A 21,336-nucleotide genomic window follows, 5' to 3' on the forward strand; every position below is an offset into this window, starting at 1 on the left:
TGCCGGCGCCGGCCGGACGGGGACGGGGGCGCCACGGCGGGGGAGGGCGGGAGCGTACGCGTGGGCGCGGCCATGGTGCGTCAGCCCGCGATCCGCGGCCGGCCGGTGGCCGAGGCGATCTGCGCGGCGGCGGAGCCCAGCGCCTCCCGGGGGTCCTTGTCGCGCGTCAGGATTCCGGAGATCGTCGAGAACATGATCTCGCTCGCCTTCGCGCCGTCCTCGGTGTACTCCACCGGCGGTGTCGTCGGAGCGAGGTCCGCGAACACCTTCAGGGCCGCCTGCCCGCCGAAGTACTCCTGCGGCGTGCTCAGATACGGGTCGGCGAGTGCCGGGAGGAAGGCCGGGAAGAGGCCCTCCCGCTTCAGCATCGACACCTGGTTCGGCACGCTCGTGAGCAGGAACTCCACGAAGGCCCAGGCGAGTCCGGGGTTCCTGCTCTGCTCGGGCACGGCGAGCACGGACCCGCCCCGGTTCGAGGTGCGCGCCCCGCCGGCCGTGAAGGCGGGCATCGGCAGCACGCCGAACCTCCCCTTCAGCTCCGGCGCGTCGGCGAGCAGCGTGCCCATCCACCACGCCGCGCTCGTCTCGGTGGCCGCCCTGCCCGCCTTCGTGGCGGTGACCAGGCCGTCCCAGCCCTTCTGGTAATCCACCAGGTCCCGGTCGGCCAGGGTCTTGAGCAGTGTCGCCGCCCGCACCGCCTCCGGGCTGTCGACGGCCACCCTGCCGTCGGCGTAGAAGTGCCGCCCCTGCTGCTGGAGCAGCATCGCGAAGGTGGAGTCCTCGACCGAGTCCAGGACGAGCATCCGGCGGCCGGTGCGCTTCCTGAGCTGCTCGCCCGCCTGCACGTAGTCGTCCCAGGTCCGGATCGACCCCGGCTCGATCCCGGCCGCCCGGAAGTAGTCACGGCGGTAGAACATCCCGCACGGGCCGATGTCCCACGGCAGGGCGACGGTCCTGCCCCGCGGGTCCACCACCGTCTTCCAGGACGCCTCGTCGAAGTTCTTCCGGTGCGCACCGGCCGGCTTCGTCAGGTCGTAGAAGCCCCGGGGGAAGTTCCCCGTGTACGTCGCCATGCGCGGGCCCTCGACGGTCAGCACGTCCGGCAGTCCCGAGCCGCTCTTCAGGCCCACGGTGATCTTGTCGTAGGCGCTGTCGTAGCCGATGTCGCGGACCGTGACGGCCGTCCCCGGGTGCTTCGCCTGGAAGTCCTTCGCCAGCCGCCGCATCGCCTTGGCCGCGACGTCCCAGGACCAGACGGTGACCGTGCCCCTGAGCTGCTTCCCGTCCGCCTCGGGCACCTCCGGAGCCGGACCGCCCCGGCCGCCGGCGCCCCCGGTGGCGCAGCCGGAGAGCGCGGCCGTGGCCCCCGCCGCGAGCCCGGCGGCCAGAACTGCCCTGCGTGCCGGTCGAGTTGACACCCTTGTCTCCCGCCGTCGGAATGCCTAATGCTGTATACAGAACACTGAATGACGCCTTGTCGCGTCAAGAGGTCGAACGTCAACTGCCCCTGAAATCCCAGAAGTCGGGACCGAGCACCCGGCTCCGGGAGCTCTTCGCCAGCGGAGGCGCGGCATGACCCCACCCGAGAATTCCCCGGACCGCCCGCACCCCCGGGTCCCGGTGCACCCGTACATTCCGAACGCGGTTCCCGCCGTACGGCAGGCCATGCTGGACGCCGTCGGCGCGGCCGGTGTCGAGGACTTCTACGCCGACATCCCCGAGGAGATCCGGCTCCGCCGCCCCCTCGACCTGCCCGCACCCCTGCGCTCCGAGGCCCGACTCGTGCGCCACATGGAGCAGTTGCTCAGCCGCAACACCCCCGCCACCCGCACCCTCAGCTTCCTCGGCGGCGGCTGCTACCCCCATCACGTGCCCGCCGTCGTCGACGAGGTGACGGGACGGTCCGAGTTCCTCACCGCCTACGCGGGCGAGCCGTACGAGGACCACGGCCGCTTCCAGGCCATGTGGGAGTACCAGTCCCTGATGGCCGAACTCCTCGACGTGGACGTCGTCAACGTCCCCGTCTACGACGGCTTCCAGGCCGCCGGTACGGCGCTGCGCATGGCCGGCCGCGTCACGGGCCTGCGCAGACTGCTGATCTGCGGCGACGTCGACCCCGACAAGCTGTCCAAGATCCGCGACTACGTCCGCCCCGACCACGAGGTGGTCCTCGTCCCCGCCGACCCGGCGACCGGCGGCACCGACGCGGACGCGGTACGGTCCGCCCTCGCCGGGGGCGACGTGGCGGCCGTGTACGCGGAGGCCCCCAACCGGCTGGGACTGGTCGACCCGGCGCTTCCCGGGCTGGGCCGGCTGGCGCACGGCAGCGGCGCCCTGTACGTCGTGGGCTGCAACCCGGTCAGCCTCGGCGTGCTGGCCCCACCGTCCTCGTACGGAGCCGACCTGACCTGCGGCGACATCCAACCGCTCGGCATCCGCATGAGCTACGGCGGCGGCACCGCGGGCTTCATCGGCGCCGCCGACGACCCGCGCCTCGTGGCGGAGTACCCGACCCGCCTCTTCGGCCTGGTCCCCACCGACGTCGAGGGCGAGTACGGCTTCGGCGACGTGGCGTACGACCGCACCTCCTTCGCCCGGCGCGAGGAGGGCAAGGAATGGGTCGGCACCGCCGCCGCCCTGCACGGCATCGGCGCGGGCGTCTACCTCTCCCTGATGGGCCCGCAGGGCATGCGGGAGATCGGCGAGACGGTCCTCGCCCACACCGCGTACGCCAAGCAGCGCCTCGCCCGCGTCCCCGGCGTCGCGGTCCCGCACGCCGAAGCGGTCCACTTCGCCGACTTCCCGGTCCGCTTCACCGGCGCCCGCAGCACCGCCGACATCCATGCCGACCTGCGCGAACGCGGCATCTTCGGCGGCATCGAGACCGCCGTCGACCAGGCGCTGTACTGCGTCACCGAAGTCCACAGCAAGGCCGACATCGACGAGCTGGCCGCCGCCCTGGAGGAGATCGTCAAGTGAGCGCCCCCTTCGACACCCACCCCGCCGGCCCCGCCGCCGGGCCCGTCGCCCCCGAGGACGCCCGGATCGCGGACAAGCCCGCGCTGCGCCGCTTCCACCAGGCGTCCTGGGACGAGAAGCTCATCTTCGAACTCGGCTCACCGGGGGAGCGCGGCGTCCTGGTCCCCGACGTGGACCCGGAGATCACCGAAGCCCTCGGCGGTGCGGTCGAGGTCCCGGCCGCGCTGCGCCGCACCACCGCGCCCGCCCTCCCCGAGATCGGCCAGCAGCAGGTGCTCCGCCACTACCTGCGGCTCTCCCAGGAGACGCTGGGCGCCGACCTCAACGTCGACGTCGGCCAGGGCACCTGCACCATGAAGTACAGCCCCAAGGTCAACGACCGCTTCGTCACGGACGAGCGCATCGCGGGCCTGCACCCCCTCCAGGACGAGTCCACCGTGCAGGGCGTCCTGGAGATCCTGCACCGGCTGGAGGGCCTGCTGAAGGAGGTCTCCGGCATGGACCGGGTCTCCCTCCAGCCCGGTGCGGGCTCCGCCGCCATCTACGCCAACGTCGCCATGATCCGCGCCTACTTCGCCGACCGGGGCGAGGCCCGGACCCGTGACGAGATCATCACCACCGTCTTCTCCCACCCCTCCAACGCGGCCTGCGCCAAGACGGCCGGCTTCAAGGTCATCACCCTCCACCCGGACGCCGACGGCTACCCGGACATCGAGGCCCTGCGCGCGGCCGTCGGCCCGCGCACCGCCGCCCTCCTCATCACCAACCCCGAGGACACGGGCATCTACAACCCCCGCATCGCCGAATTCGTCGACATCGTCCACGCGGCGGGCGGCCTCGCCGCCTACGACCAGGCCAACGCCAACGGCATCCTCGGCATCACCCGGGCCCGCGACGCGGGCTTCGACCTGTGCCACTTCAACCTGCACAAGACCTTCTCCACCCCGCACGCCTGCGGCGGCCCGGCGGCCGGCGCCTGCGGCGTCACCGAGGCCCTGGCCCCGTACCTCCCGCGTCCCACCGTGGAGTACGACGCGGACCGCGGCCGCCACCGGCTGGACGGCGACCGGCCGCACTCGGTCGGCAAGATCCGCCCGCACCACGGCGTCGTCCCGAACCTGGTCCGCGCGTACGCCTGGATCATGTCCCTGGGCGCCGACGGCCTGCGCGAGGTCGCTGAGACCGCCGTCCTCAACAACAACTACCTCCTGCACAAGGTCAAGCAGATCCGCGGCGTCAGCGTCCCGTACGCCACCGGGCGCCCCCGCGTCGAGCAGGTCCGCTACAGCTGGGAGCAGCTGAACGCGGACACCGGCGTCCACAGCGAGCAGATCGGCCTGCGCGCCGCCGACTTCGGCGCCCACTACTGGACCAGCCACCACCCCTACCTGGTCCCCGAGCCGATGACCCTGGAGCCCACCGAGTCCTACTCCCGGGCCGACCTCGACGAGTACGCGGCGATCCTCGCCGAGGTGGCACGGGAGGCCTACGAGGACCCGGAGACGGTCCGCACCGCCCCGCACCGCTCCACCGTCCACCGGGTCCGCCCGGAGGCACTCGACGACCCGGCCCGCTGGTCCCCGAGCTGGCGCACCTACCGCCGCAAGGTGCTGGGCGCCGCGGACGCCACATGATCCGGCTCGGTCTCGTGGTCAACCCGGTCGCCGGGCTCGGCGGCCGGGTGGGCCTGGGCGGCAGCGACGGTACGCGGACCCAGCGGCGGGCGCTGGAACGGGGGGCGGCGCCGTGCGCGGTGGACCGCTCCACGGCCGCCCTCGCCGAACTGGCCCGCCGCACCCGGGACGTCGAGCTGCTGACCGCCTCCGGCGCGATGGGGGAGGCGTCGGCCCGCGCGGCGGGGCTGCCCGCACGCGTGGTGCACCGGCCGCGCCGCCCGGGGGCCACCGGGCCGCGTGACACCGTCGAGGCCGTGCGGGCCCTCGCGGACGAGGTGGACCTGCTGCTGTTCGCCGGGGGCGACGGCACCGCCCGCGACGTGCTGGAGGCGCTGGGGGAGGAGGCACGGCTCCCGGTCCTCGGCATCCCGACCGGGGTCAAGATGCACTCGGCGGTCTTCGCGGTGAACCCCCGGGCTGCCGGGGAGATCGCCGCGGGCTGGGCGTCCGGGTCCGGCGGGCCGCGGCTGCGCCCGGCGGAGGTCATGGACCGCGACGAGGTGGAACTGCGGCGCGGCCGCCTGGCCTCCCGGCTCTACGGCTGGCTGCCGGTGCCGTACGTGCCGGTGCGCGTCCAGCAGCGCAAGGCGGGCAGCACGGGGGCCTCCCCGGAGGCGCTCGGGGGGATCGCGGCGGAGCTGGCGTCCCGGGCGGCGGCGGAGGACCTCCTGGTCCTGGGCCCGGGCACCACCACCCGGGCGGTGGCCGCCGCCCTGGGCGCGGAGATCCCGCTGACGGGGGTCACGGCGCTGGTCCGGGCGGGCGGCGGGTGTGGGGCGAGCCACCGCGGCGACTGCCCGTCGCCGTGCGGGTGCGCGGTGGCTGACCGTGCGGTTCCCCACGCCCCTGACGGGGCGCTCCCTCCCCTTGGGTCCCCCCGGGCGGCCCTTGCACCCCCGCCCCCTCGCCCGCCCAGTGCCGCTGCACACCCGCCACCCCCCGGCCTCCCCCCGTACCGCCCCCTCGCCACCCACCTCACCTCCGCCCACCTCCGCGCCCTGGCCCGGCACCACCCCCTCCTCCTCGCCCTCTCCCCCGTCGGAGGCCAAGGCTTCCTCCTCGGCCGGGGCAACCAGCAGATCTCCCCCGAGGTCCTCCGCACCCTCGCCCCCGGCAAGCTCCTCGTCCTCGCCACCGAAGCCAAACTCGCCGCCCTGCACGGCCGCCCCCTCCTCATCGACACCGGCGACGACGCCCTGGACGCCGAACTCTCCGGCTACGCCACCGTCCTCACCGGCCGGGGCCGCACCGCCCTCTACCGCCTCAGCCACTGAAGACGCCCCAGCCACTGAAGACGCCGCAGCCACCGGACAACCACCCCCAAGGAGCCAGTCCGACATGATCGACCTCACCGGCAAGCGCGCCCTCGTCACCGCCGCCGCCTCCGGCATCGGCCGCGCCTCCGCCCTCCTCCTCGCCGAACTCGGCGCCCGCGTCGTCGTCGCCGACATCGACCCCGAAGCCGGCGAGGCCACCGCCAAGGAAGCGGGCGGCGTCTTCGTGCGCTGCGACGTCTCCCGGCGCACCGACTGCGAGCAGGCCGTCCGGGCCGCCCACTTCGAACTCGGCGGCGTCGACGTCCTCTTCAACAACGCCGGAATCATCCGCCGGTCCACCGTCTGCGAGATCACCGACGACGACTGGGACCTCGTCATGGCCGTCAACGTCCGCTCGGTCCTGCTGATGTCGCGCCTCGTGATACCCGGGATGGCGGCCCAGGGCGGCGGCTCCATCATCAACACCGGCTCCGGGTGGGGGATTTCGGGCGGCGCCCGCGCCGTCTCGTACTGCGCCTCCAAAGGGGCCGTCGTCAACATGACCCGCGCCATGGCCATCGACCACGGGCCCGACCTGATCCGGGTCAACTGCGTGTGCCCCGGCGACACCGCCACCGGCATGCTCGCCGAAGAGGCCCGCCAACTCGGCGCATCCGCCGAGGTGTTCTACGAGCAGGCCGCCGACCGCCCCCTCGGCCGCATCGGGCAGCCCCGCGACATCGCGCAGACCGTCGCCTTCCTCGCCTCCGACGCCTCCTCGTTCCTCAGCGGCGCGATCATCCCCGTCGACGGCGGCGGAACCGCGTGACGCACACCCACCCACCGGCCACCCGGGGCGGCCGCCCGCCCCGGGTGGCCGATAATCTGAGCCGGACGAGGGGAAGGGCCGCCGACATGCCTATCGAGAACCGCCCGCTGCGCGAGCAGGTCAAGGAGGAACTGATCAAACGGCTCGGCCGCGGCACCATCCCGACCGGCGAACCCATCAACGAGGGCCGCCTCGCCACCGAACTCGGCGTCAGCCGCACCCCGCTCCGCGAAGCCCTGATCTCCCTGGAGCGCGAGGGCGTCATCACCAGCGAACGCGGCAAGGGCTTTCGCTTCGCCCCCCTGAGCGCCCGGGAGTTCCGCGACCTCACCACCATCGTCGCCACCCTGGAATCCCTCGCCCTGGAGTCCACCGATCCGACCCGGCTGGCCGCCCTGGCACCGAGGCTGCTCGAAGAGGCACGCGCCTTCTCGGCGCCGCAGGCCCGGCACGACGTCATCGAGCGGTACGACGACGCCTGGCACGCCCTGCTGCTCTCGGGCTGCCCCAACGCCCGCCTGATGGACCTGATCGCCTCCCTCAAACTCACCATGCACCGCTACGAACAGGTCGCCCTCGGCGACCAGGACGTGCTGGAACGGTCGGCCGAGGAACACGAACGCATCGCCGAGTGCCTGGTGAACGGCGACCTGCCGAGCGCGGTCCGCGCGCTCAGGGAGAACTGGAACAGCGGCATGGACCGCATCCTGGAACGCCTGACGGCCTGAAGTGCGGGGGCGGGAAACCCCCGTACTTCAGGCCGTCAGGCGTCTCGCGCCCCGCGCGTCAGGCGATGGAGGCCGAAATCACCGCGGCCACCGCGATGTTGCAGGAAGCCGTCACCCACACCGCCGGGTGCGGTTCCTGCTCGACCAGGGTCTGGCCCAGCTTGCCGGGCGTCACCACGTCCACCACCCAGAACGCGACCGCCATCATCACCAGGCCGAGCACACCGAACGCGGCGGTGGACACCAGGCCCTTGCCGAAGTCGTCGTACGTCGTCCAGATGGACGTGAAGACGATGCCGCCGATGCCGAGCAGCGCGGAACTGAGCAGCACGGCGCAGTTCCGGTTGCGCTGCTCCCAGATCTGCCGCCCCAGCTTGCCCGGGGTCAGCGCGTCGACCAGGAAGATGCCCAGCGTGAGCAGGACGACGCCGAGGGCGCCGTAGGCGGCGGCACGGCCGATTCCGTTGACGATGTCTTCCATTGAGAAGTCTCAGTCCCCGAGGTGAGTGGCGTACGGGTGAGTGCCCGTGATCGCATGCTGAAGGAGACGCAAAACCTACCGCACGCCCCCGCCACCCTGTCATGCCCCTGCCTCAGCTCTCCGCGCTCCGCGAAGCGCCGGCGCCCCGGCCCGTGGGACGAAGGCACCGCCCCTGCACGCGCTCACCCGCGCGTGCCCCTCACCACCGTCCCCACGGCACGTGGTCCACGACCCGCCCCGGAACCCCCTTCCCCTGCCCCGCCCCCCTCGTGCACCATGACCCCGTGGACCTGGCCGATCACCACCGCCTCGACGCCCTCTACCGGGACCCCTACCCCCGCTGCGCCCGCGCCCGCGCGGCCCCCGGGCTCACCTTCGTGCCCGAGCTCGACGCCTGGCTCGTCGCCCGGGACGCCGACGTCCGCGAGGTCCTGCGCCGTCCGGAGGACTTCTCCTCGGCCAACGCCCTGCGCCCCGACGTCCGCCCGGGCCCCGCCGCCCTCGCCGAGCTCGCCAGGGGCCTGGGGGGCTTCCGTACCGTTCTCAGCACCGACGGCGAAGCCCACCGCGCCTACCGCGCCCCCCTCAACTCCGGGCTCTCCTCCGCCCGCGTCAACGCGGTCCTCCCGTACACCGCCGCCCGCGCCGAAGCCCTCGTGGACGCCTTCGCCCCCCGTGGACAGGCCGAACTCATGGGGGAGTACGCCCAGCAGCTTCCCGGCGACGTCATCGGCCGTCTCCTCGGGCTGACCGAGGAGGACGCCCGCACCGCCGTCCACGGCAGCCGCCGCGCCGAGGAACTCCTCTTCCGGCCGCTGCCCGAGGAGGAGCAGGTGGCCGCCGCCCGCGACGTCGTCACCCTCCAGCACCTGCTGGACAACTACATCCGCGAGCGCCGCGCGCACCCCCGGGACGACCTGGTCTCCACCATGACGGCCGCCCTCGTGCCGGGCACCGGCGACCTCACCCGCGAACAACGCGCCGAGGCCGTCTCGCAGTTCCAGAACCTGCTCGTCGCGGGGCACCTCACCACCACCGCCCTGATCGGCAGCGCCCTCCACCACCTGCTGCGCGACCGCGCCCAGTGGGAGCTGCTGTGCGCCGAGCCGGAACGCGTCCCGGCCGCCGTCGAGGAGTGCGCCCGCTTCGACGCCCCCATCCAGGGCTTCCGGCGGCTCACCACCCGTACCGTCACCCTCGCCGGCACCGAACTCCCCGCCGGCGCCACCGTGTTCGTCGCGTACGGCTCCGCCAACCGCGACCCCGCCCGCCACGCCGACCCCGACAGCTTCGACATCGCCCGCACCGCCCCCGCCAAGCACCTCGGCTTCGGCCGCGGCGTCCACGGCTGCCCCGGCGCGCACCTGGGCCGCGCGCAACTGCGCATCACCCTGGAGCTGTTCACCCGCCGGTTCCCGCACCTGCGCCTGGGGCGAGCGGCGGACCAGCAGGTCGTCGTACGGCCCACTCTGATCCATCGCTCGCCCCAGGCGCTGCACCTGTCCTTCCCGGCCGAACAGCCGGGCGGGCATCAGTCCAGGTAGTCGCGCAGGACCTGCGAGCGCGACGGGTGACGCAGCTTGGACATCGTCTTGGACTCGATCTGGCGGATGCGCTCACGCGTCACGCCGTAGACCTTGCCGATCTCGTCCAGCGTCTTGGGCTGGCCGTCCGCCAGGCCGAAGCGCATCGAGACGACGCCCGCCTCGCGCTCCGAGAGGGTGTCCAGCACCGAGTGGAGCTGCTCCTGGAGGAAGGTGAAGGAGACGGCGTCGGCCGGAACCACGGCCTCCGAGTCCTCGATGAGGTCGCCGAACTCGCTGTCGCCCTCCTCGCCCAGCGGCGTGTGCAGGGAGATGGGCTCGCGGCCGTACTTCTGGACCTCGATGACCTTCTCGGGGGTCATGTCGAGTTCCTTGGCCAGCTCCTCCGGGGTGGGCTCGCGGCCCAGGTCCTGGAGCATCTGGCGCTGGACGCGGGCCAGCTTGTTGATGACCTCGACCATGTGCACCGGGATGCGGATGGTGCGGGCCTGGTCGGCCATCGCTCGGGTGATCGCCTGCCGGATCCACCAGGTGGCGTACGTCGAGAACTTGAAGCCCTTGGTGTAGTCGAACTTCTCGACCGCGCGGATCAGACCGACGTTGCCCTCCTGGATGAGGTCCAGGAACAGCATGCCGCGGCCGGTGTAACGCTTCGCCAGCGAGACCACCAGACGGAGGTTGGCCTCCAGGAGGTGGTTCTTGGCGCGGCGGCCGTCCTCGACCAGGATCTCCAGCTCGCGGCGGAACTGCGGGGTCAGCTCCTCCGTGGCCTCGCCGTCCTCGCCGTCGAGCTTGTGCTCGGAGAAGAGACCGGCCTCGATGCGCTTGGCCAGCTCCACCTCCTGCTCGGCGTTGAGCAGCGGCACCTTGCCGATGAGCTTGAGGTAGTCCTTGACCGGGTCGGCGGTGGCGCCCGCGACCGCGACCTGCTGCGGCGGCGCGTCGTCCTCGTCCTCGTCGGACAGGACGTAACCGGCGGTGCCGGGCTTGGGGGTCTCCTCTTCCTCCTCGCCGTCACCCGCCCACTCGTCCGTCTGCTTCTTCGCGGCGGTCTTCTTCGCCGCCGTCTTCTTGGTGGCGCGCTTCTTCGGGGCGGGCTTGTCCGCCACGGCCGTGGTCTCGTCGAGCTCGTCCTCGACGGCCGGAGCCTCGGGGGCGGCAGCGGCGGCGGCCTTGGCGGCCGTCGTCGTCTTCTTGACCGGAGCGGCCTTCTTGGCGACGGCACGCTTCGCGACGGGCTTGGCCTCACCGGCGGCGGCGGCCTTGCGGGGCGCGCGCTTGGCGGCCTTCGCGGGCTTGGCGGCCGCGGCCGCCGTCACCATCAGCGTCACACCCTCCTCGTCGAGGACCTGGTTCAGGCTGCGCAGGACCCGCTTCCACTGGTCGACAGGGATGCTGTCCGCTTCGAAGGCATGGCGGACGTCGTCGCCATTGATGTGGCCCTGGTCTCGGCCGCGCTCGATGAGCGAGACCAAGGACGGCGATTCGGCGATCTCCTGAGGGAACGGGCGGGACGGACTGAGCGACACGAAGAGCCTCTCGTAGCGAGAAATACAAGTGTGATGGCGGGAGCGAGGCCGTAGCCGAGCCTCGTTCCACAGGGCGGAAGGCTCGGCTGCGCGACGGCACCTGTCAGGTCATCGCGCACCCGCGTTGTTTCGTTACGCCTTTTCTCAAGTGACCTGAGCCACTCTTCCCGGTCCGGGCGGCCTCCGAGGTGCGTGGGGGCCCCGACGGCGTGACGAGGCGGTGCGGGGGCCGCCGGGCGGGCCGAGTGGAATCCCCAAGGGTACCCCCGGGGGACATCTCTCCCCCGGGAGAGGGGTTTTCGCCCGGATTTCCCCCACCTGGAGGACCCGATTCCGTACGTCCGGCCGATCGGGAGCGAAACGGACACGGAGAGGGAGGTGGCGGCGGTGGACACCGATGCCGGGACGGACGCGGAGGCGGGGATGCGCAAACGTGATCACACGATCGTGATCACGGCCTATCCGGTCGGCCTCCGCCCGCCCTATCCTCCGACCTATGCGCGTCGCTCTCTTCGTCACCTGCGTCAACGACGCGGTGTTCCCCGCCACCGGAATCGCCGTCGTGAAGCTGCTGGAGCGGCTCGGCGTCGAGGTGGACTTCCCCGCCGCCCAGACCTGCTGCGGGCAGCCGCAGTACAACACCGGCTACCGCCGCGACACCGAACCGCTGGTCCGCAGGACCGCCGCCGCCTTCGAGGGGTACGACTGCGTGGTCACCCCGTCGGGCTCCTGCGCGGCGATGATCCGCGACAACTATCCACGCATCGGACGCCTCCAGGCCAAGGAGGGCCGGGGCGGCGACCTCGCGGCCGCGGCCGCCGGGCTCGTCCCGCGGACGTACGAGCTGACCGAGTTCCTCGTGGACGTGCTCGGCGTCACCGACGTCGGGGCGTACTTCCCGCACACCGTCACCTACCACCCCTCCTGCCACGGACTGCGCGTGCTGGGCCTGGGCGAACGCCCCCGCAGGCTGCTCCAAGCGGTCAAGGGCCTGGAGCTGCGGGAGCTCCCCGGAGCGGACGAGTGCTGCGGCTTCGGCGGCACCTTCGCGGTGAAGAACTCCGATGTTTCCGCCGCCATGGGCGAGGACAAGCTCCGCAACGCCCGGTCCACGGGGGCGGAGGTCCTGTGCGGCGCGGACAACTCCTGCCTGATGCACCTGGGCGGCATGCTCCGCCGGCAGGACTCCCCGCAGCGCGCCCTGCACCTCGCCGAGATCCTGGCCAGCACCGAAGAGGAGCCCCTGCTGTGAGCGTCCCGAAGCCCGGCACCGGCGCCTCCGGCGCCACCCCGTCCGGAACCGACGCGTCCGGAATCGGGCCATCTGGAACCGAATCATCCGGAACCGTCGCGCCCACGGCCATTACGTCCGAAACCAGCTACAAGAACGGCGCGAACCGTACGTATCTGGGCATGCCCTCCTTCCCCCGCGCCGCCCGCGCCGCCGTCCGGGACGCCACCCTGCGCGCCAACCTCAAGCACGCGACCCACACCATCCGCGACAAACGCGCCAAAGCGGTCGCCGAACTGGACGACTGGGCCGAACTCCGCGAGGCCGGGAAGCAGATCAAGGACCACACCCTCCGCCACCTGGACCGCTACCTGCTGCAACTGGAGGAAGCCGTCACCGCGGCAGGCGGCACCGTGCACTGGGCGGCCGACGCCGACGAGGCCAACCGCATCGTCACGGACCTGGTGCGAGCCACCGGCGAGCGCGAAGTGGTCAAGGTCAAGTCCATGGCCACCCAGGAGATCGGGCTGAACGAGGCCCTGGCGGCCGCGGGCATCGCCGCCTACGAGACCGACCTCGCCGAACTCATCGTCCAGCTCGGCGACGACCGCCCCTCCCACATCCTGGTCCCGGCCATCCACCGCAACCGGGACGAGATCCGCGAGATCTTCGCCCGCACGATGAGCGCGTGGGGCCGCCCGGCCCCCGCCGACCTCACCGACCGCCCCGCCGACCTCGCCGAAGCCGCCCGCCTGCACCTGCGCGAGAAGTTCCTGCGCGCCAAGGTCGGCATCTCGGGCGCCAACTTCATGGTCGCCGAGACCGGCACCCTGGTCGTCGTCGAGTCCGAGGGCAACGGCCGCATGTGCCTGACCCTCCCCGAGACGCTGATCTCCGTCGTCGGCATCGAGAAGGTCGTCCCCACCTGGCGGGACCTGGAGGTCTTCCTCCAGACCCTCCCGCGCTCCTCCACCGCCGAGCGCATGAACCCGTACACCAGCACCTGGACCGGCACCACCGACGGCGACGGCCCCCAGGCCTTCCACCTCGTCCTCCTCGACAACGGCCGCACCGACGTCCTCGCCGACGAGGTGGGCCGCCAGACGCTGCGCTGCATCCGCTGCTCCGCGTGCCTCAACGTCTGCCCGGTCTACGAAAGGGCGGGCGGCCACGCGTACGGCTCGGTCTACCCCGGCCCGATCGGGGCGATCCTCACCCCCCAACTGCGCGGCACCACGACGGACTTGGACGCCTCCCTGCCCTTCGCCTCCTCCCTCTGCGGCGCCTGCTACGAGGTGTGCCCGGTGGCCATCGACATCCCCGAGGTCCTGGTCCACCTCCGCGAGAAGGTCGCCGACCGGGGCGGCCGGGGCCACCGCCTGGAGAAGGCCGCGATGAAGGCGTCCGGGTGGGTCCTCGACCACCCCTCCGCGCTGGCCGCCGCCGAACGCGCCGCCTCCCTGACCCGCAAGGCCCACCCCCGGCGCCTCCCGGGCGCCGCCGCCTGGACCAACACCCGTGACCTGCCCGAACTGCCCGCCGCGCCCTTCCGGGACTGGTGGAAGAGGAACCGCACATCGTGAACACCCGCTCCCCGCAGCCCCGGCCCTCCGGCACCGCCGCGCCGGCCACCGGCCGCGACCGCGTCCTGGCCCGCGTCCGCAGGGCCCTCGCCGACGCCCCCGAAGCGCCCGGACCGACCCGCGCGTACGCCACCGCGCACACCCCCGACGACCCGGCGGCCGTCCTCGACCTGCTCCACGAGAACCTCGCCGACTACCGGGCGATCGTCCACCGCACCACCGAGGGCGCCCTCGCCCCCCTTCTGGCGCGCCTGCTCGCGGAACACGGCTCGACCTCCGTCCTCGTCCCCGCGGGCCTGCCCGACGGGTGGCTCTCCGAGACCGGCGCGGCACGCGTCGAGGACCGGGCGGCACTCACCGCGGCCGAGCTCGACCGGGTCGACAGCGTCGTCACCGGCTGCGCCCTGGCCGTCGCGGAAACCGGCACCGTCGTCCTGGACGCCGGCCCCGCCCAGGGCCGCCGCCGCCTCACCCTGGTCCCGGACCACCACATCTGCGTGGTACGCGCCCCCTCCCAGGTCGTCGCGTCCCTCCCGCAGGCCATGCCCCGCCTGGACCCGACCCGTCCGCTGACCTGGATCTCGGGCCCTTCGGCGACGAGCGACATCGAACTGGACAGGGTGGAGGGGGTGCACGGGCCCCGGACACTGGAGGTCGTCCTCCTCACCGAAGCCTGACCCCCCCGGGCCCTCCTCCGGCCCCCGGAGCCCCCGCCCGCGACGGCTCAGCCCCTCCGCCGCGGGCGGCCGGCGACCCGCACCTCACCCCCGCGCAACTGAAGCGCCTCCACCCGGGCGTCCACCGCGGGCGCGCCCGGCGCCCCGACCCGTTCCGACAGCGCCCGCGCCCACGCCTGTACGTGCCCCAGGTCCATCCCGTGGTCCGCGCCCGTGTACGAGGCCAGCCCCTCGGCGCCCCGCAGCAGCAACCGCGCGCCCCCCGTGGCATTGCCCCGGGCCGCGTGCGTCAGCCCCACCGCCACCTGCGCCAGCGCCCGCCACAGCGGAGCCTCCCGCGGCGGGCCCGCTTTCCACGCGTCCTCGAACACCTCGTGCGCGTGGAAGGGCATCCCCGCGTCCAGCAGCCGCTGCGCCTCGCGCACCGACTCGGCGGGGGAGCGGACCACCCCCTCCGGCTGCCGCTCCACCCCCGGCGTCCCGTACGGCAACGGCCTCCCGAGGCCGTCCCGCGGCCGCGCGTTGCGCGCCCGCCCCTCGCCGTCCCGGTCGCGCCGCCCGTCCCTGTCAGCCATCGTTCCTCCCGGAAATACGGAAAAGCCCGTATCAGAATCTTCTGATACGGGCTCCGACCTGCGATGTGCCGCCGGTCGGGACGACAGGATTTGAACCTGCGACCCCTTGACCCCCAGTCAAGTGCGCTACCAAGCTGCGCCACGTCCCGGTGCGCGCCTGACCTGGGCTTTCCCCCTGGCTGGGCGCGCATGAGAACAATACCCCACCTTCACCGGAGGTCCGAACCGCGGTGCCTACGGTGCGCTCTGCTCCGGCGTCGGCGCGGAGCGGCGCTGCTGCGGGATGCCCGGTGCCAGGAGCGGAACGAGGTCCGGCTGCGGCTCGCCCTGCACCACGGTCACGTTCCGTGCCGGGGCCGGCACCCGGATGCCCTCCACCAGGTACCGCTGGTGCAGGCGCTTGATGAACTCGTGCTGGACCCGGTACTGGTCGCTGAACTCGCCCACGCCCAGCACCACCGTGAACCCGATCCGGGAGTCCCCGAAGGTGTGGAAGCGCACCGCGGGCTCGTGCTCGGGCACCGCGCCGGTGATCTCCTTCATGACCTCCGCGACGACCTCCGTCGTGACCCGCTCGACGTGCTCCAGGTCGCTGGTGTAGGCGACGCCGACCTGCACGTTGATCTGGAGCTGCTGCTCGGGGCGGCTGTAGTTGGTCATGTTCGTGCCCGCGAGCTGGACGTTCGGAATGATCACCAGGTTGTTGGAGAGCTGGCGCACGACGGTGTTGCGCCAGTTGATGTCGACGACGTACCCCTCCTCGCCGCTGCTGAGCCGGATGTAGTCACCGGGCCGCACGGTCTTCGACGCGAGGATGTGCACGCCCGCGAAGAGGTTCGCCAAGGTGTCCTGGAGCGCCAGCGCGACCGCCAGGCCGCCGACGCCGAGCGCGGTCAGCAGCGGGGCGATCGAGACGCCCAGGGTCTGCAGCAGCACCAGGAAGCCCATCGCGACGACCACCACCCGCGTGATGTTCGCGAAGATCGTCGCCGACCCGGCCACCCCCGACCGGGACTGTGCCACGGACCGCACCAGACCGGTCGCCATCCGGGCCGCCGTCAGGGTGCCCGCCAGGATCAGCGCGGCGGTCAGTACCCGGGTCACGTTCTGTCCGGTGCGGGCGGTCAGCGGCAGTGCCGCGGCGGCGACCGCGATCCCGGCCGCGATCGCGGCGACGGGGACCAGTGTCCGTACCGCGTCCACCATCATGTCGTCGCCGCCCCAGCGCGTACGGCTGGCCCGCTCGCCCAGCCAGCGCAGCAGCATCCGCAGCAGGAGGGCGGCGAGCAGGCCCGCGGCCGCCGCGATTCCGGCGACGATCAGGTCGCTCAGGGCGAGGGCGCGCTCCATCAGTGCGCCCCCCGGGCCGTCGGCACGGCCGAGCGACTGCGGTCGAATTGCCCCTGGGGGCGGCATATATGAGGTGTCGTCACCTTGGTCACCTGCTCATTCCGGTCGTACGGGCACACCGGAACAGCGCCGTTCCTGACGGGCCGTCCGGTGCGGACGCCATCCTGCCGCATCCCCGCCGGACCCCCTGCGGCGGCCACGGCTTGCGGCCGGCGCCCGCGCGGCGGCGCGGGGAAGCCGGGGACCGCCCCGGGGCCGTGAAACCGCTTGACCGGACTTCGTACGCTGCTCCCATGACCGCAACGCCCCCTCCGGGCCTCCGCCTGGCGGAGATCACCCCCGCCACCCTCGACGCCGCGCTCGGCATCGAGGTCCGGCCCGACCAGGCGCACCTGGTGGCGCCGGTCGTGAAGTCCCTCGCCCAGGCGTACGTCCACGGGAAGACCGCCTGGCCGCGCCTGGTCCTGGACGGGGACCGCCCGGTGGCCTTCCTGATGGCCTTCCTGGACATCGACTTCGCGGGCGACGGGACGGGCCGAGACCTGCGCTCCGGCCTCTGGCGCCTGAACGTCGCGGCGGACGAGCAGGGCCGCGGCCGAGGCCGCTTCGCGGTGGAGTCCGTCGCCGCCGAGATCCGCCGCCGCGGCGGCACCCGCATGACGGTCACCTACCACCCGGGCCCGTCCGGCCCCGGGGCCTTCTACACGGGGCTGGGTTTCCGCCCCACCGGGGAGACCAGCGGCGACGAGACGGTCGCCGAGCTGGCCCTCACATAAACGTCCTGCCGGTGCGGGCGCCCCCGCACCGGCGCTCACCCCCGTGTCTGGACGACCGCCTCGCCGCCCTTCCCCTCGGGCTGTGCCACGGATACCGCCATCGGCCTGCGCACCCACAGCAGCGCCCCGCAGAGCACCGCCGCACCCGCCAGCAGCCACGGGCCCGCCCCCGCCGGCACGGCACCCAGCACGATCCCGCTCAGCCCGGCCGTCACCTGCAACGCCAGCGACTGCACCGACAGCGCCGTCGCCCGCTGCGCGCTGGTCACCCGGCGGTGCAGCAGCTCGTTCTCGTTCGGGCCCGCCGAGCCGAGTCCCAGGTAGAACAGCCCGTAGCCGACCAGCGCGACCCCGATGGCCAGGGGTGACACCGACAGCGCCGTCACCCCGAGCAGCACCAGCCCGCACGCCGACACCCCCAGACCGGCCAGCACCGCCCGCTCCCCGCTCCGTGTCCAGCGCGCCGTCAGCGGTGCCAGCGCACTGCCGCAACCCGCCAGCGCGAACCCCGCGCAGCCCACCAGGGAGTACGCCAGCGCCCCCGACTCCAGGGCCCCGGTGACGCCGGCCGCCCGGACCGGCAGCAGCAGCTCCATCGCGGCCAGGCCCACCCCGGCCGCCGCCGCGCTCAGCAGCACCCGGCGCACCGTCACCTCGCGGGCCCCCAGCCGCACCCCGTCGAGCACCGTGGCCGGGACACCCCGCAGCACGCCGCGCAGCGTGCTCGGGGCGCGCGGCGGCTCCCGCAGGGCGGACAGGACGTACAGCACGAAGACGACGGCGACGGCGGCGCCCGTCAGCCTCGGCACGGACATGGGGACGACGGCTCCCCCGGTGACCCGTGCCAGCCACGACCCGAGGTCCGGGCCGAGCCCGATCAGCAGCGGGAGCGTGCCGCCGACCAGGGAGCCCGCCCCCAGGCCGACGGAGGCGGCGGTGCCGCCGTGTGCCAGGCCGGTGCGCAGATCGGCCTCGGGTCCGCCGTGGGCCTGCACAGTGTCGACGTACCAGGCCTCGGCGGGCCCGCTGGACAGGGCGCGCCCGGCGCCCATCAGGGCCATGCTGACGGCCAGCATCGCGGGCGAGGCCACCACGGCCTGGAGGGTGAGCGCGGCGGTGTTGAGGAGCCCGGCGGCGGCCAGTACCGGGCGGCGGCCCAGTACGTCGGAGAGCCCGCCGGTGGGCAGTTCCAGTACGGCGGCGGTGACGGAGTGCGCGGCGAAGCACGCGGCGACGGCGGCCAGGCCCAGGCCGCGTTCGGTGAAGAGCAGCACGGCCGTGCCGAAGCCCAGTCCGATCGGGAGCCAGAACAGCAGGGTGACCACGACGTAGCGGCGGCGCGCGGTCCGCAGGACAGCGGGGGAGGGCTTCATGACACGCCGTCACCCATGTCCGAAGTCGTCCGCGGGTCAGGGGCGCCGCGCTGTGCCAGGGGGAGTGCGGCGGTGAGGAGGACGACCTGTTCGGCGCGCGGATCGCCGGCGTCGCGGGCGGAGAGCTCCGCCAGCTTCTCCTCGAAGGCCCGTTGCAGTTCCGTCGCCGACTCCGGGGTCAGGCGCGGCATCAGGTCGCTGATGCCCGACGGCTCCGCCCAGTCGGGGCCGAGAAGCCCCTCGGCCATGTCCGCCTCGTGCTGCACCAGTGCCGTCCGCAGGTGGTCGAGCTGCTGCCGGCGCGTGAAGTCGAGGAAGGCACGGCCCGCCGGGTCCGCGTGCATCGCCTCGTTGTTCCAGCGGGTCACGGTGTGCGCCGACCGCCAGCGGCGCTCGCGCCCGTCCCGGTGCTCCGCCTCCTCGACGAAGGCGTACTTCGCCAGCACCCGCAGGTGGTAGCTGGTCGAGGCGGACGACTCGCCGGTCCGGGCGGCCAGTTCGCTCGCCGTGCCCGGCCCGTGCTGCCGCAACAGGCCGAGCAGCCGGATGCGCAGGGGGTGGGTGAGGGCCTTGAGAGCCGCCATGTCCTGTGCCGGGTCCAGCACGCGATCGTGTTCCGCCGACCGGTCCGGACGCTCGTTCGCCTGTTCCTCGTTTCCCATGTCCGGCAGCGTAGGACGGTCGCCCCACTCTGCAAAAGTATTTTTGCAGAAATAATTTGGGAAATGCTTTCGCTACTGTCCGCGCATGCGCATCTACCGTGCCGACGTGGCCGAACGTGCCGACGACCTGGTCTCCGTCTACGCGGAGGTCTTCACCGCCCCGCCCTGGAACGAGCCCGCCGACGCCGTCCCGGCCTTCCGGGAGCGCCTGGACACCGACCGACGCCGTCCCGGCTTCCGCGCCGCCGTGGCCCCCGCCCGCGACGGGGGGCCCGGCGCGGCCGGGTTCGCCAGCGGCTGGACCACCCCCGGCCCGTTCCCCGCCGACCGCTCGGCCGGCCGCGTCGCCGGTCACGTCGCCGCCCAGCTCGGCCCCCGGCTCCGTCCCCTCCTGGTGGGGGCGTTCCAGGTGGACGAGCTGGCGGTACGTCCCTGCGCCCGCGGCACGGGTCTCGGCCGCCGCCTGCTGGCCGCCGTCTGCGACGGGGCCGCGCGGGACGGCCGCGTCTGGCTGCTCACCGCCCGTTCCGCCCCGGACGCCGTGGCCTTCTACCGGCGGCTCGGCTGGCACGAGGTCCTTCCGGAGCCCGGCGCGGACCCGGGCGACGTCGTCGTCTTCCTCGCCCCCGGCCACCCGGGAGCGGCCTCCGTCACCCCGTGACCCGCCCCTCCGCGCCGGTTCCGGGGCAAAACGGCCCCCGGCCGTCGCCGTCCACAAACTCGCCCCCATACCTCCGCCCGGTGTTCGCCCCGCGGCCTTCCGCCCTTCCGTAGTGCTGTGGGACAACGCATCCATGTGCGACGACGACCTCATCCCGCCCCGCCCCGACCTCACCGAGGCCCAGTGGCTGCGCGCCGAACCCGAGCTGGCCGCCGGGCCGGTGGGCGACCGCGTCCGCGCCATGGGCACCGTGCGCAGACGCGCCCTGCTGGGCGGCGCGGCCGCCGGGGCGGCACTCGCCGCCCTGCCCGGCCACGCCGCGGCGCAGGCCCGTGCCGCAGGAGCCGTACGACCCCGCGGGGCCGCCGCGGACGTCTTCCCCTTCCCCCAACGACCCAACGGTCAGGGCGAGTTCGCGGTCCTGATCACCGGCGACGCGGGTACCGGCACGGCGGAGCAGCACGCCGTGGCCGCCGCCGCCCGGGAGGTCTGCCGGCGCGAGGGCGTCGGCGTGGCCGTCGGCCTCGGCGACAACATCTACGAGAACGGCCCCGAGTCCGACACCGACGACGAGTTCCGGACCAAGTTCGAGGAGCCCAACACCGGCCTCGACATGCCCTGGCTGATGGTCCTCGGCAACCACGACTGCTCCGGCCTGGTCCCCGGCAGCGGCGGCGACCCCTCCCGGGGCGACCGCGAGGTCTCCTACGCCCGCTCCTCCCGCCGCTGGCACATGCCCAGCCGCTACTACACCGCCGCCCTGCCCGCCGACGGCGCCGACCCCGTGATCGAGTTCTTCGCCCTCGACACCAACCCGGTCGCCTCGACCGTCACCCAGCTCGACCCGCACTACTACTGGAACGGCCCCTACATGCGCGCCCAGCGCGCCTGGCTCGACGGCGCCCTCGCGGCCTCCCGGGCCCGCTGGAAGGTCGTCATCGGCCACCACCCCTACCTCAACAACGGCAGGCACGGCAGTGCCGGAACCTACGACGGCTTCCTCGTCGGCCACTACACCCGCGGCATCCACCTCAAGGAGCTGTACGAGGAGGTCGTCGTCGGCCGCGCCGACCTGATCCTCTCCGGCCACGACCACACCCTCCAGCTCCTGGAGCCCACCACCCGCACCGCCGGCACCCGGCAGATCGTCTGCGGCGCGTCCGCCAAGTCCGGCGACGGCCGCGCCCACGGAAAGCACCCCGCCGCCTGGCAGAACTTCTCCGACCACGGGTTCATGGTGCTCAAGGTCTCCGACCGGGCGATGACCGTCGACGCCTACACGGTCGACGTCCCGACCCGCACCGCCCGCCTGGCCCACACCACCCGCACCACCACTCCCGTACGGGCCCCGGCAGGAGCGGTGCACGGCTGAGAAGACCCCCGGCGCGGCGGGCCCGGCCCCCGCCGTGCCCTGCGCCGCGTCTGC

At 73.4% G+C, this 21,336-nt stretch carries 19 protein-coding genes and 1 tRNA gene; 12 read left to right on the plus strand and 8 right to left on the minus strand.

The genetic code is table 11. The features are described from left to right. Nucleotides 1-80 precede the first annotated feature (80 nt). The gene (locus tag ACIP93_RS16745) at nucleotides 81-1,418 is read right to left on the minus strand and encodes an ABC transporter substrate-binding protein (RefSeq protein WP_401759436.1); all 1,338 of its coding nucleotides are present in this window, start codon (nucleotides 1,416-1,418) and stop codon (nucleotides 81-83) included. A gap of 154 nt (nucleotides 1,419-1,572) precedes the next feature. Between ACIP93_RS16745 and gcvPA the strand changes: the two genes are divergently transcribed. The 5 genes from gcvPA (at nucleotide 1,573) to ACIP93_RS16770 (ending at nucleotide 7,468) form a co-directional block, all read left to right on the plus strand. Continuing rightward, complete coding sequence (gene gcvPA / locus ACIP93_RS16750; RefSeq protein ID WP_401759438.1) at nucleotides 1,573-2,979, plus strand: aminomethyl-transferring glycine dehydrogenase subunit GcvPA; 1,407 nt, start codon at nucleotides 1,573-1,575, stop codon at nucleotides 2,977-2,979. Further along, the gene (gene gcvPB, locus ACIP93_RS16755) at nucleotides 2,976-4,613 is read left to right on the plus strand and encodes an aminomethyl-transferring glycine dehydrogenase subunit GcvPB (protein WP_401759441.1); all 1,638 of its coding nucleotides are present in this window, start codon (nucleotides 2,976-2,978) and stop codon (nucleotides 4,611-4,613) included. The genes gcvPA and gcvPB overlap by 4 nt, the downstream gene beginning before the upstream one ends. Beyond that, nucleotides 4,610-5,929 carry an ATP-NAD kinase family protein gene (locus ACIP93_RS16760; protein ID WP_401759444.1) on the plus strand — a complete coding sequence of 440 codons (1,320 nt, stop codon included), beginning with the start codon at nucleotides 4,610-4,612 and terminating at the stop codon, nucleotides 5,927-5,929. The genes gcvPB and ACIP93_RS16760 overlap by 4 nt, the downstream gene beginning before the upstream one ends. A gap of 64 nt (nucleotides 5,930-5,993) precedes the next feature. After that, nucleotides 5,994-6,740, plus strand: a complete 747-nt coding sequence (locus ACIP93_RS16765) for an SDR family NAD(P)-dependent oxidoreductase (protein ID WP_401759447.1) — start codon at nucleotides 5,994-5,996, stop codon at nucleotides 6,738-6,740. 86 nt (nucleotides 6,741-6,826) lie between these two features. Further along, nucleotides 6,827-7,468 (plus strand): GntR family transcriptional regulator, encoded by a 642-nt coding sequence (locus ACIP93_RS16770; RefSeq protein ID WP_401759450.1) that lies wholly within the window; start codon nucleotides 6,827-6,829, stop codon nucleotides 7,466-7,468. 58 nt (nucleotides 7,469-7,526) lie between these two features. Here ACIP93_RS16770 and ACIP93_RS16775 read toward each other — a convergent pair whose 3' ends face one another. Continuing rightward, complete coding sequence (locus ACIP93_RS16775) at nucleotides 7,527-7,949, minus strand: DUF350 domain-containing protein (protein ID WP_345218775.1); 423 nt, start codon at nucleotides 7,947-7,949, stop codon at nucleotides 7,527-7,529. A gap of 284 nt (nucleotides 7,950-8,233) precedes the next feature. Between ACIP93_RS16775 and ACIP93_RS16780 the strand changes: the two genes are divergently transcribed. Further along, a complete protein-coding gene (locus tag ACIP93_RS16780) occupies nucleotides 8,234-9,493 on the plus strand; it encodes a cytochrome P450 (RefSeq protein ID WP_401759453.1) in 1,260 nt (419 codons plus the stop codon). Here ACIP93_RS16780 and ACIP93_RS16785 read toward each other — a convergent pair. Beyond that, nucleotides 9,481-11,022 carry an RNA polymerase sigma factor gene (locus ACIP93_RS16785; protein ID WP_345218780.1) on the minus strand — a complete coding sequence of 514 codons (1,542 nt, stop codon included), beginning with the start codon at nucleotides 11,020-11,022 and terminating at the stop codon, nucleotides 9,481-9,483. The genes ACIP93_RS16780 and ACIP93_RS16785 overlap by 13 nt on opposite strands. A gap of 496 nt (nucleotides 11,023-11,518) precedes the next feature. Here ACIP93_RS16785 and ACIP93_RS16790 point away from each other — a divergent pair, with 496 nt between their 5' ends. The 3 genes from ACIP93_RS16790 to ACIP93_RS16800 all read left to right on the plus strand — a co-directional run bounded on the left by ACIP93_RS16790 (nucleotide 11,519) and on the right by ACIP93_RS16800 (nucleotide 14,513). Further along, a complete protein-coding gene (locus ACIP93_RS16790) occupies nucleotides 11,519-12,274 on the plus strand; it encodes a (Fe-S)-binding protein (protein ID WP_401759456.1) in 756 nt (251 codons plus the stop codon). A gap of 161 nt (nucleotides 12,275-12,435) precedes the next feature. Beyond that, the gene (locus tag ACIP93_RS16795) at nucleotides 12,436-13,836 is read left to right on the plus strand and encodes a LutB/LldF family L-lactate oxidation iron-sulfur protein (RefSeq protein ID WP_401759775.1); all 1,401 of its coding nucleotides are present in this window, start codon (nucleotides 12,436-12,438) and stop codon (nucleotides 13,834-13,836) included. Then, nucleotides 13,833-14,513, plus strand: a complete 681-nt coding sequence (locus ACIP93_RS16800) for a lactate utilization protein C (RefSeq protein WP_401759459.1) — start codon at nucleotides 13,833-13,835, stop codon at nucleotides 14,511-14,513. Before ACIP93_RS16795 ends, ACIP93_RS16800 begins: the two co-directional genes overlap by 4 nt. A gap of 47 nt (nucleotides 14,514-14,560) precedes the next feature. Here ACIP93_RS16800 and ACIP93_RS16805 read toward each other — a convergent pair whose 3' ends face one another. The 3 genes from ACIP93_RS16805 to ACIP93_RS16815 form a co-directional block, all read right to left on the minus strand. Beyond that, complete coding sequence (locus ACIP93_RS16805) at nucleotides 14,561-15,088, minus strand: DUF309 domain-containing protein (protein ID WP_345218787.1); 528 nt, start codon at nucleotides 15,086-15,088, stop codon at nucleotides 14,561-14,563. 75 nt (nucleotides 15,089-15,163) lie between these two features. Beyond that, a tRNA-Pro gene (locus ACIP93_RS16810) sits at nucleotides 15,164-15,237 on the minus strand. Nucleotides 15,238-15,322: 85 nt separating this feature from the next. Further along, complete coding sequence (locus ACIP93_RS16815) at nucleotides 15,323-16,438, minus strand: mechanosensitive ion channel family protein (RefSeq protein WP_401759462.1); 1,116 nt, start codon at nucleotides 16,436-16,438, stop codon at nucleotides 15,323-15,325. A gap of 293 nt (nucleotides 16,439-16,731) precedes the next feature. On the opposite strand from ACIP93_RS16815, the gene ACIP93_RS16820 reads away from it, so the two are divergent. Continuing rightward, nucleotides 16,732-17,214 (plus strand): GNAT family N-acetyltransferase, encoded by a 483-nt coding sequence (locus tag ACIP93_RS16820; RefSeq protein ID WP_401759464.1) that lies wholly within the window; start codon nucleotides 16,732-16,734, stop codon nucleotides 17,212-17,214. 35 nt (nucleotides 17,215-17,249) lie between these two features. Here ACIP93_RS16820 and ACIP93_RS16825 read toward each other — a convergent pair whose 3' ends face one another. Further along, the gene (locus tag ACIP93_RS16825) at nucleotides 17,250-18,587 is read right to left on the minus strand and encodes an MFS transporter (protein ID WP_401759467.1); all 1,338 of its coding nucleotides are present in this window, start codon (nucleotides 18,585-18,587) and stop codon (nucleotides 17,250-17,252) included. After that, nucleotides 18,584-19,249: a winged helix-turn-helix domain-containing protein gene (locus ACIP93_RS16830; protein ID WP_401759470.1), complete on the minus strand. Its 666-nt coding sequence runs from the start codon at nucleotides 19,247-19,249 to the stop codon at nucleotides 18,584-18,586. Before ACIP93_RS16830 ends, ACIP93_RS16825 begins: the two co-directional genes overlap by 4 nt. An 85-nt stretch (nucleotides 19,250-19,334) precedes the next feature. Between ACIP93_RS16830 and ACIP93_RS16835 the strand changes: the two genes are divergently transcribed. Continuing rightward, entirely contained in the window at nucleotides 19,335-19,910 is a 576-nt protein-coding gene (locus tag ACIP93_RS16835) for a GNAT family N-acetyltransferase (protein WP_401759473.1), read from the plus strand. A 133-nt stretch (nucleotides 19,911-20,043) separates the two neighbouring features. After that, nucleotides 20,044-21,282: a metallophosphoesterase gene (locus tag ACIP93_RS16840; RefSeq protein ID WP_401759475.1), complete on the plus strand. Its 1,239-nt coding sequence runs from the start codon at nucleotides 20,044-20,046 to the stop codon at nucleotides 21,280-21,282. Nucleotides 21,283-21,336 lie beyond the last annotated feature (54 nt).

Source organism: Streptomyces sp. NPDC088745 (assembly GCF_044751045.1).
GTDB lineage: Bacteria > Actinomycetota > Actinomycetes > Streptomycetales > Streptomycetaceae > Streptomyces > Streptomyces cremeus.

Bases quoted from the DNA above. Each gene is read 5' to 3' on its own strand.
- ACIP93_RS16805 (WP_345218787.1), bottom strand. From the start codon at position 15,088: ATGGCTGACAGGGACGGGCGGCGCGACCGGGACGGCGAGGGGCGGGCG.
- ACIP93_RS16830 (WP_401759470.1), bottom strand. From the start codon at position 19,249: ATGGGAAACGAGGAACAGGCGAACGAGCGTCCGGACCGGTCGGCGGAA.
- ACIP93_RS16820 (WP_401759464.1), top strand. From the start codon at position 16,732: ATGACCGCAACGCCCCCTCCGGGCCTCCGCCTGGCGGAGATCACCCCC.
- ACIP93_RS16790 (WP_401759456.1), top strand. From the start codon at position 11,519: ATGCGCGTCGCTCTCTTCGTCACCTGCGTCAACGACGCGGTGTTCCCC.
- ACIP93_RS16835 (WP_401759473.1), top strand. From the start codon at position 19,335: ATGCGCATCTACCGTGCCGACGTGGCCGAACGTGCCGACGACCTGGTC.
- ACIP93_RS16760 (WP_401759444.1), top strand. From the start codon at position 4,610: ATGATCCGGCTCGGTCTCGTGGTCAACCCGGTCGCCGGGCTCGGCGGC.
- gcvPA (WP_401759438.1), top strand. From the start codon at position 1,573: ATGACCCCACCCGAGAATTCCCCGGACCGCCCGCACCCCCGGGTCCCG.
- ACIP93_RS16840 (WP_401759475.1), top strand. From the start codon at position 20,044: ATGTGCGACGACGACCTCATCCCGCCCCGCCCCGACCTCACCGAGGCC.
- ACIP93_RS16795 (WP_401759775.1), top strand. From the start codon at position 12,436: ATGCCCTCCTTCCCCCGCGCCGCCCGCGCCGCCGTCCGGGACGCCACC.
- ACIP93_RS16765 (WP_401759447.1), top strand. From the start codon at position 5,994: ATGATCGACCTCACCGGCAAGCGCGCCCTCGTCACCGCCGCCGCCTCC.
- ACIP93_RS16815 (WP_401759462.1), bottom strand. From the start codon at position 16,438: ATGGAGCGCGCCCTCGCCCTGAGCGACCTGATCGTCGCCGGAATCGCG.
- ACIP93_RS16770 (WP_401759450.1), top strand. From the start codon at position 6,827: ATGCCTATCGAGAACCGCCCGCTGCGCGAGCAGGTCAAGGAGGAACTG.
- ACIP93_RS16825 (WP_401759467.1), bottom strand. From the start codon at position 18,587: ATGAAGCCCTCCCCCGCTGTCCTGCGGACCGCGCGCCGCCGCTACGTC.
- ACIP93_RS16775 (WP_345218775.1), bottom strand. From the start codon at position 7,949: ATGGAAGACATCGTCAACGGAATCGGCCGTGCCGCCGCCTACGGCGCC.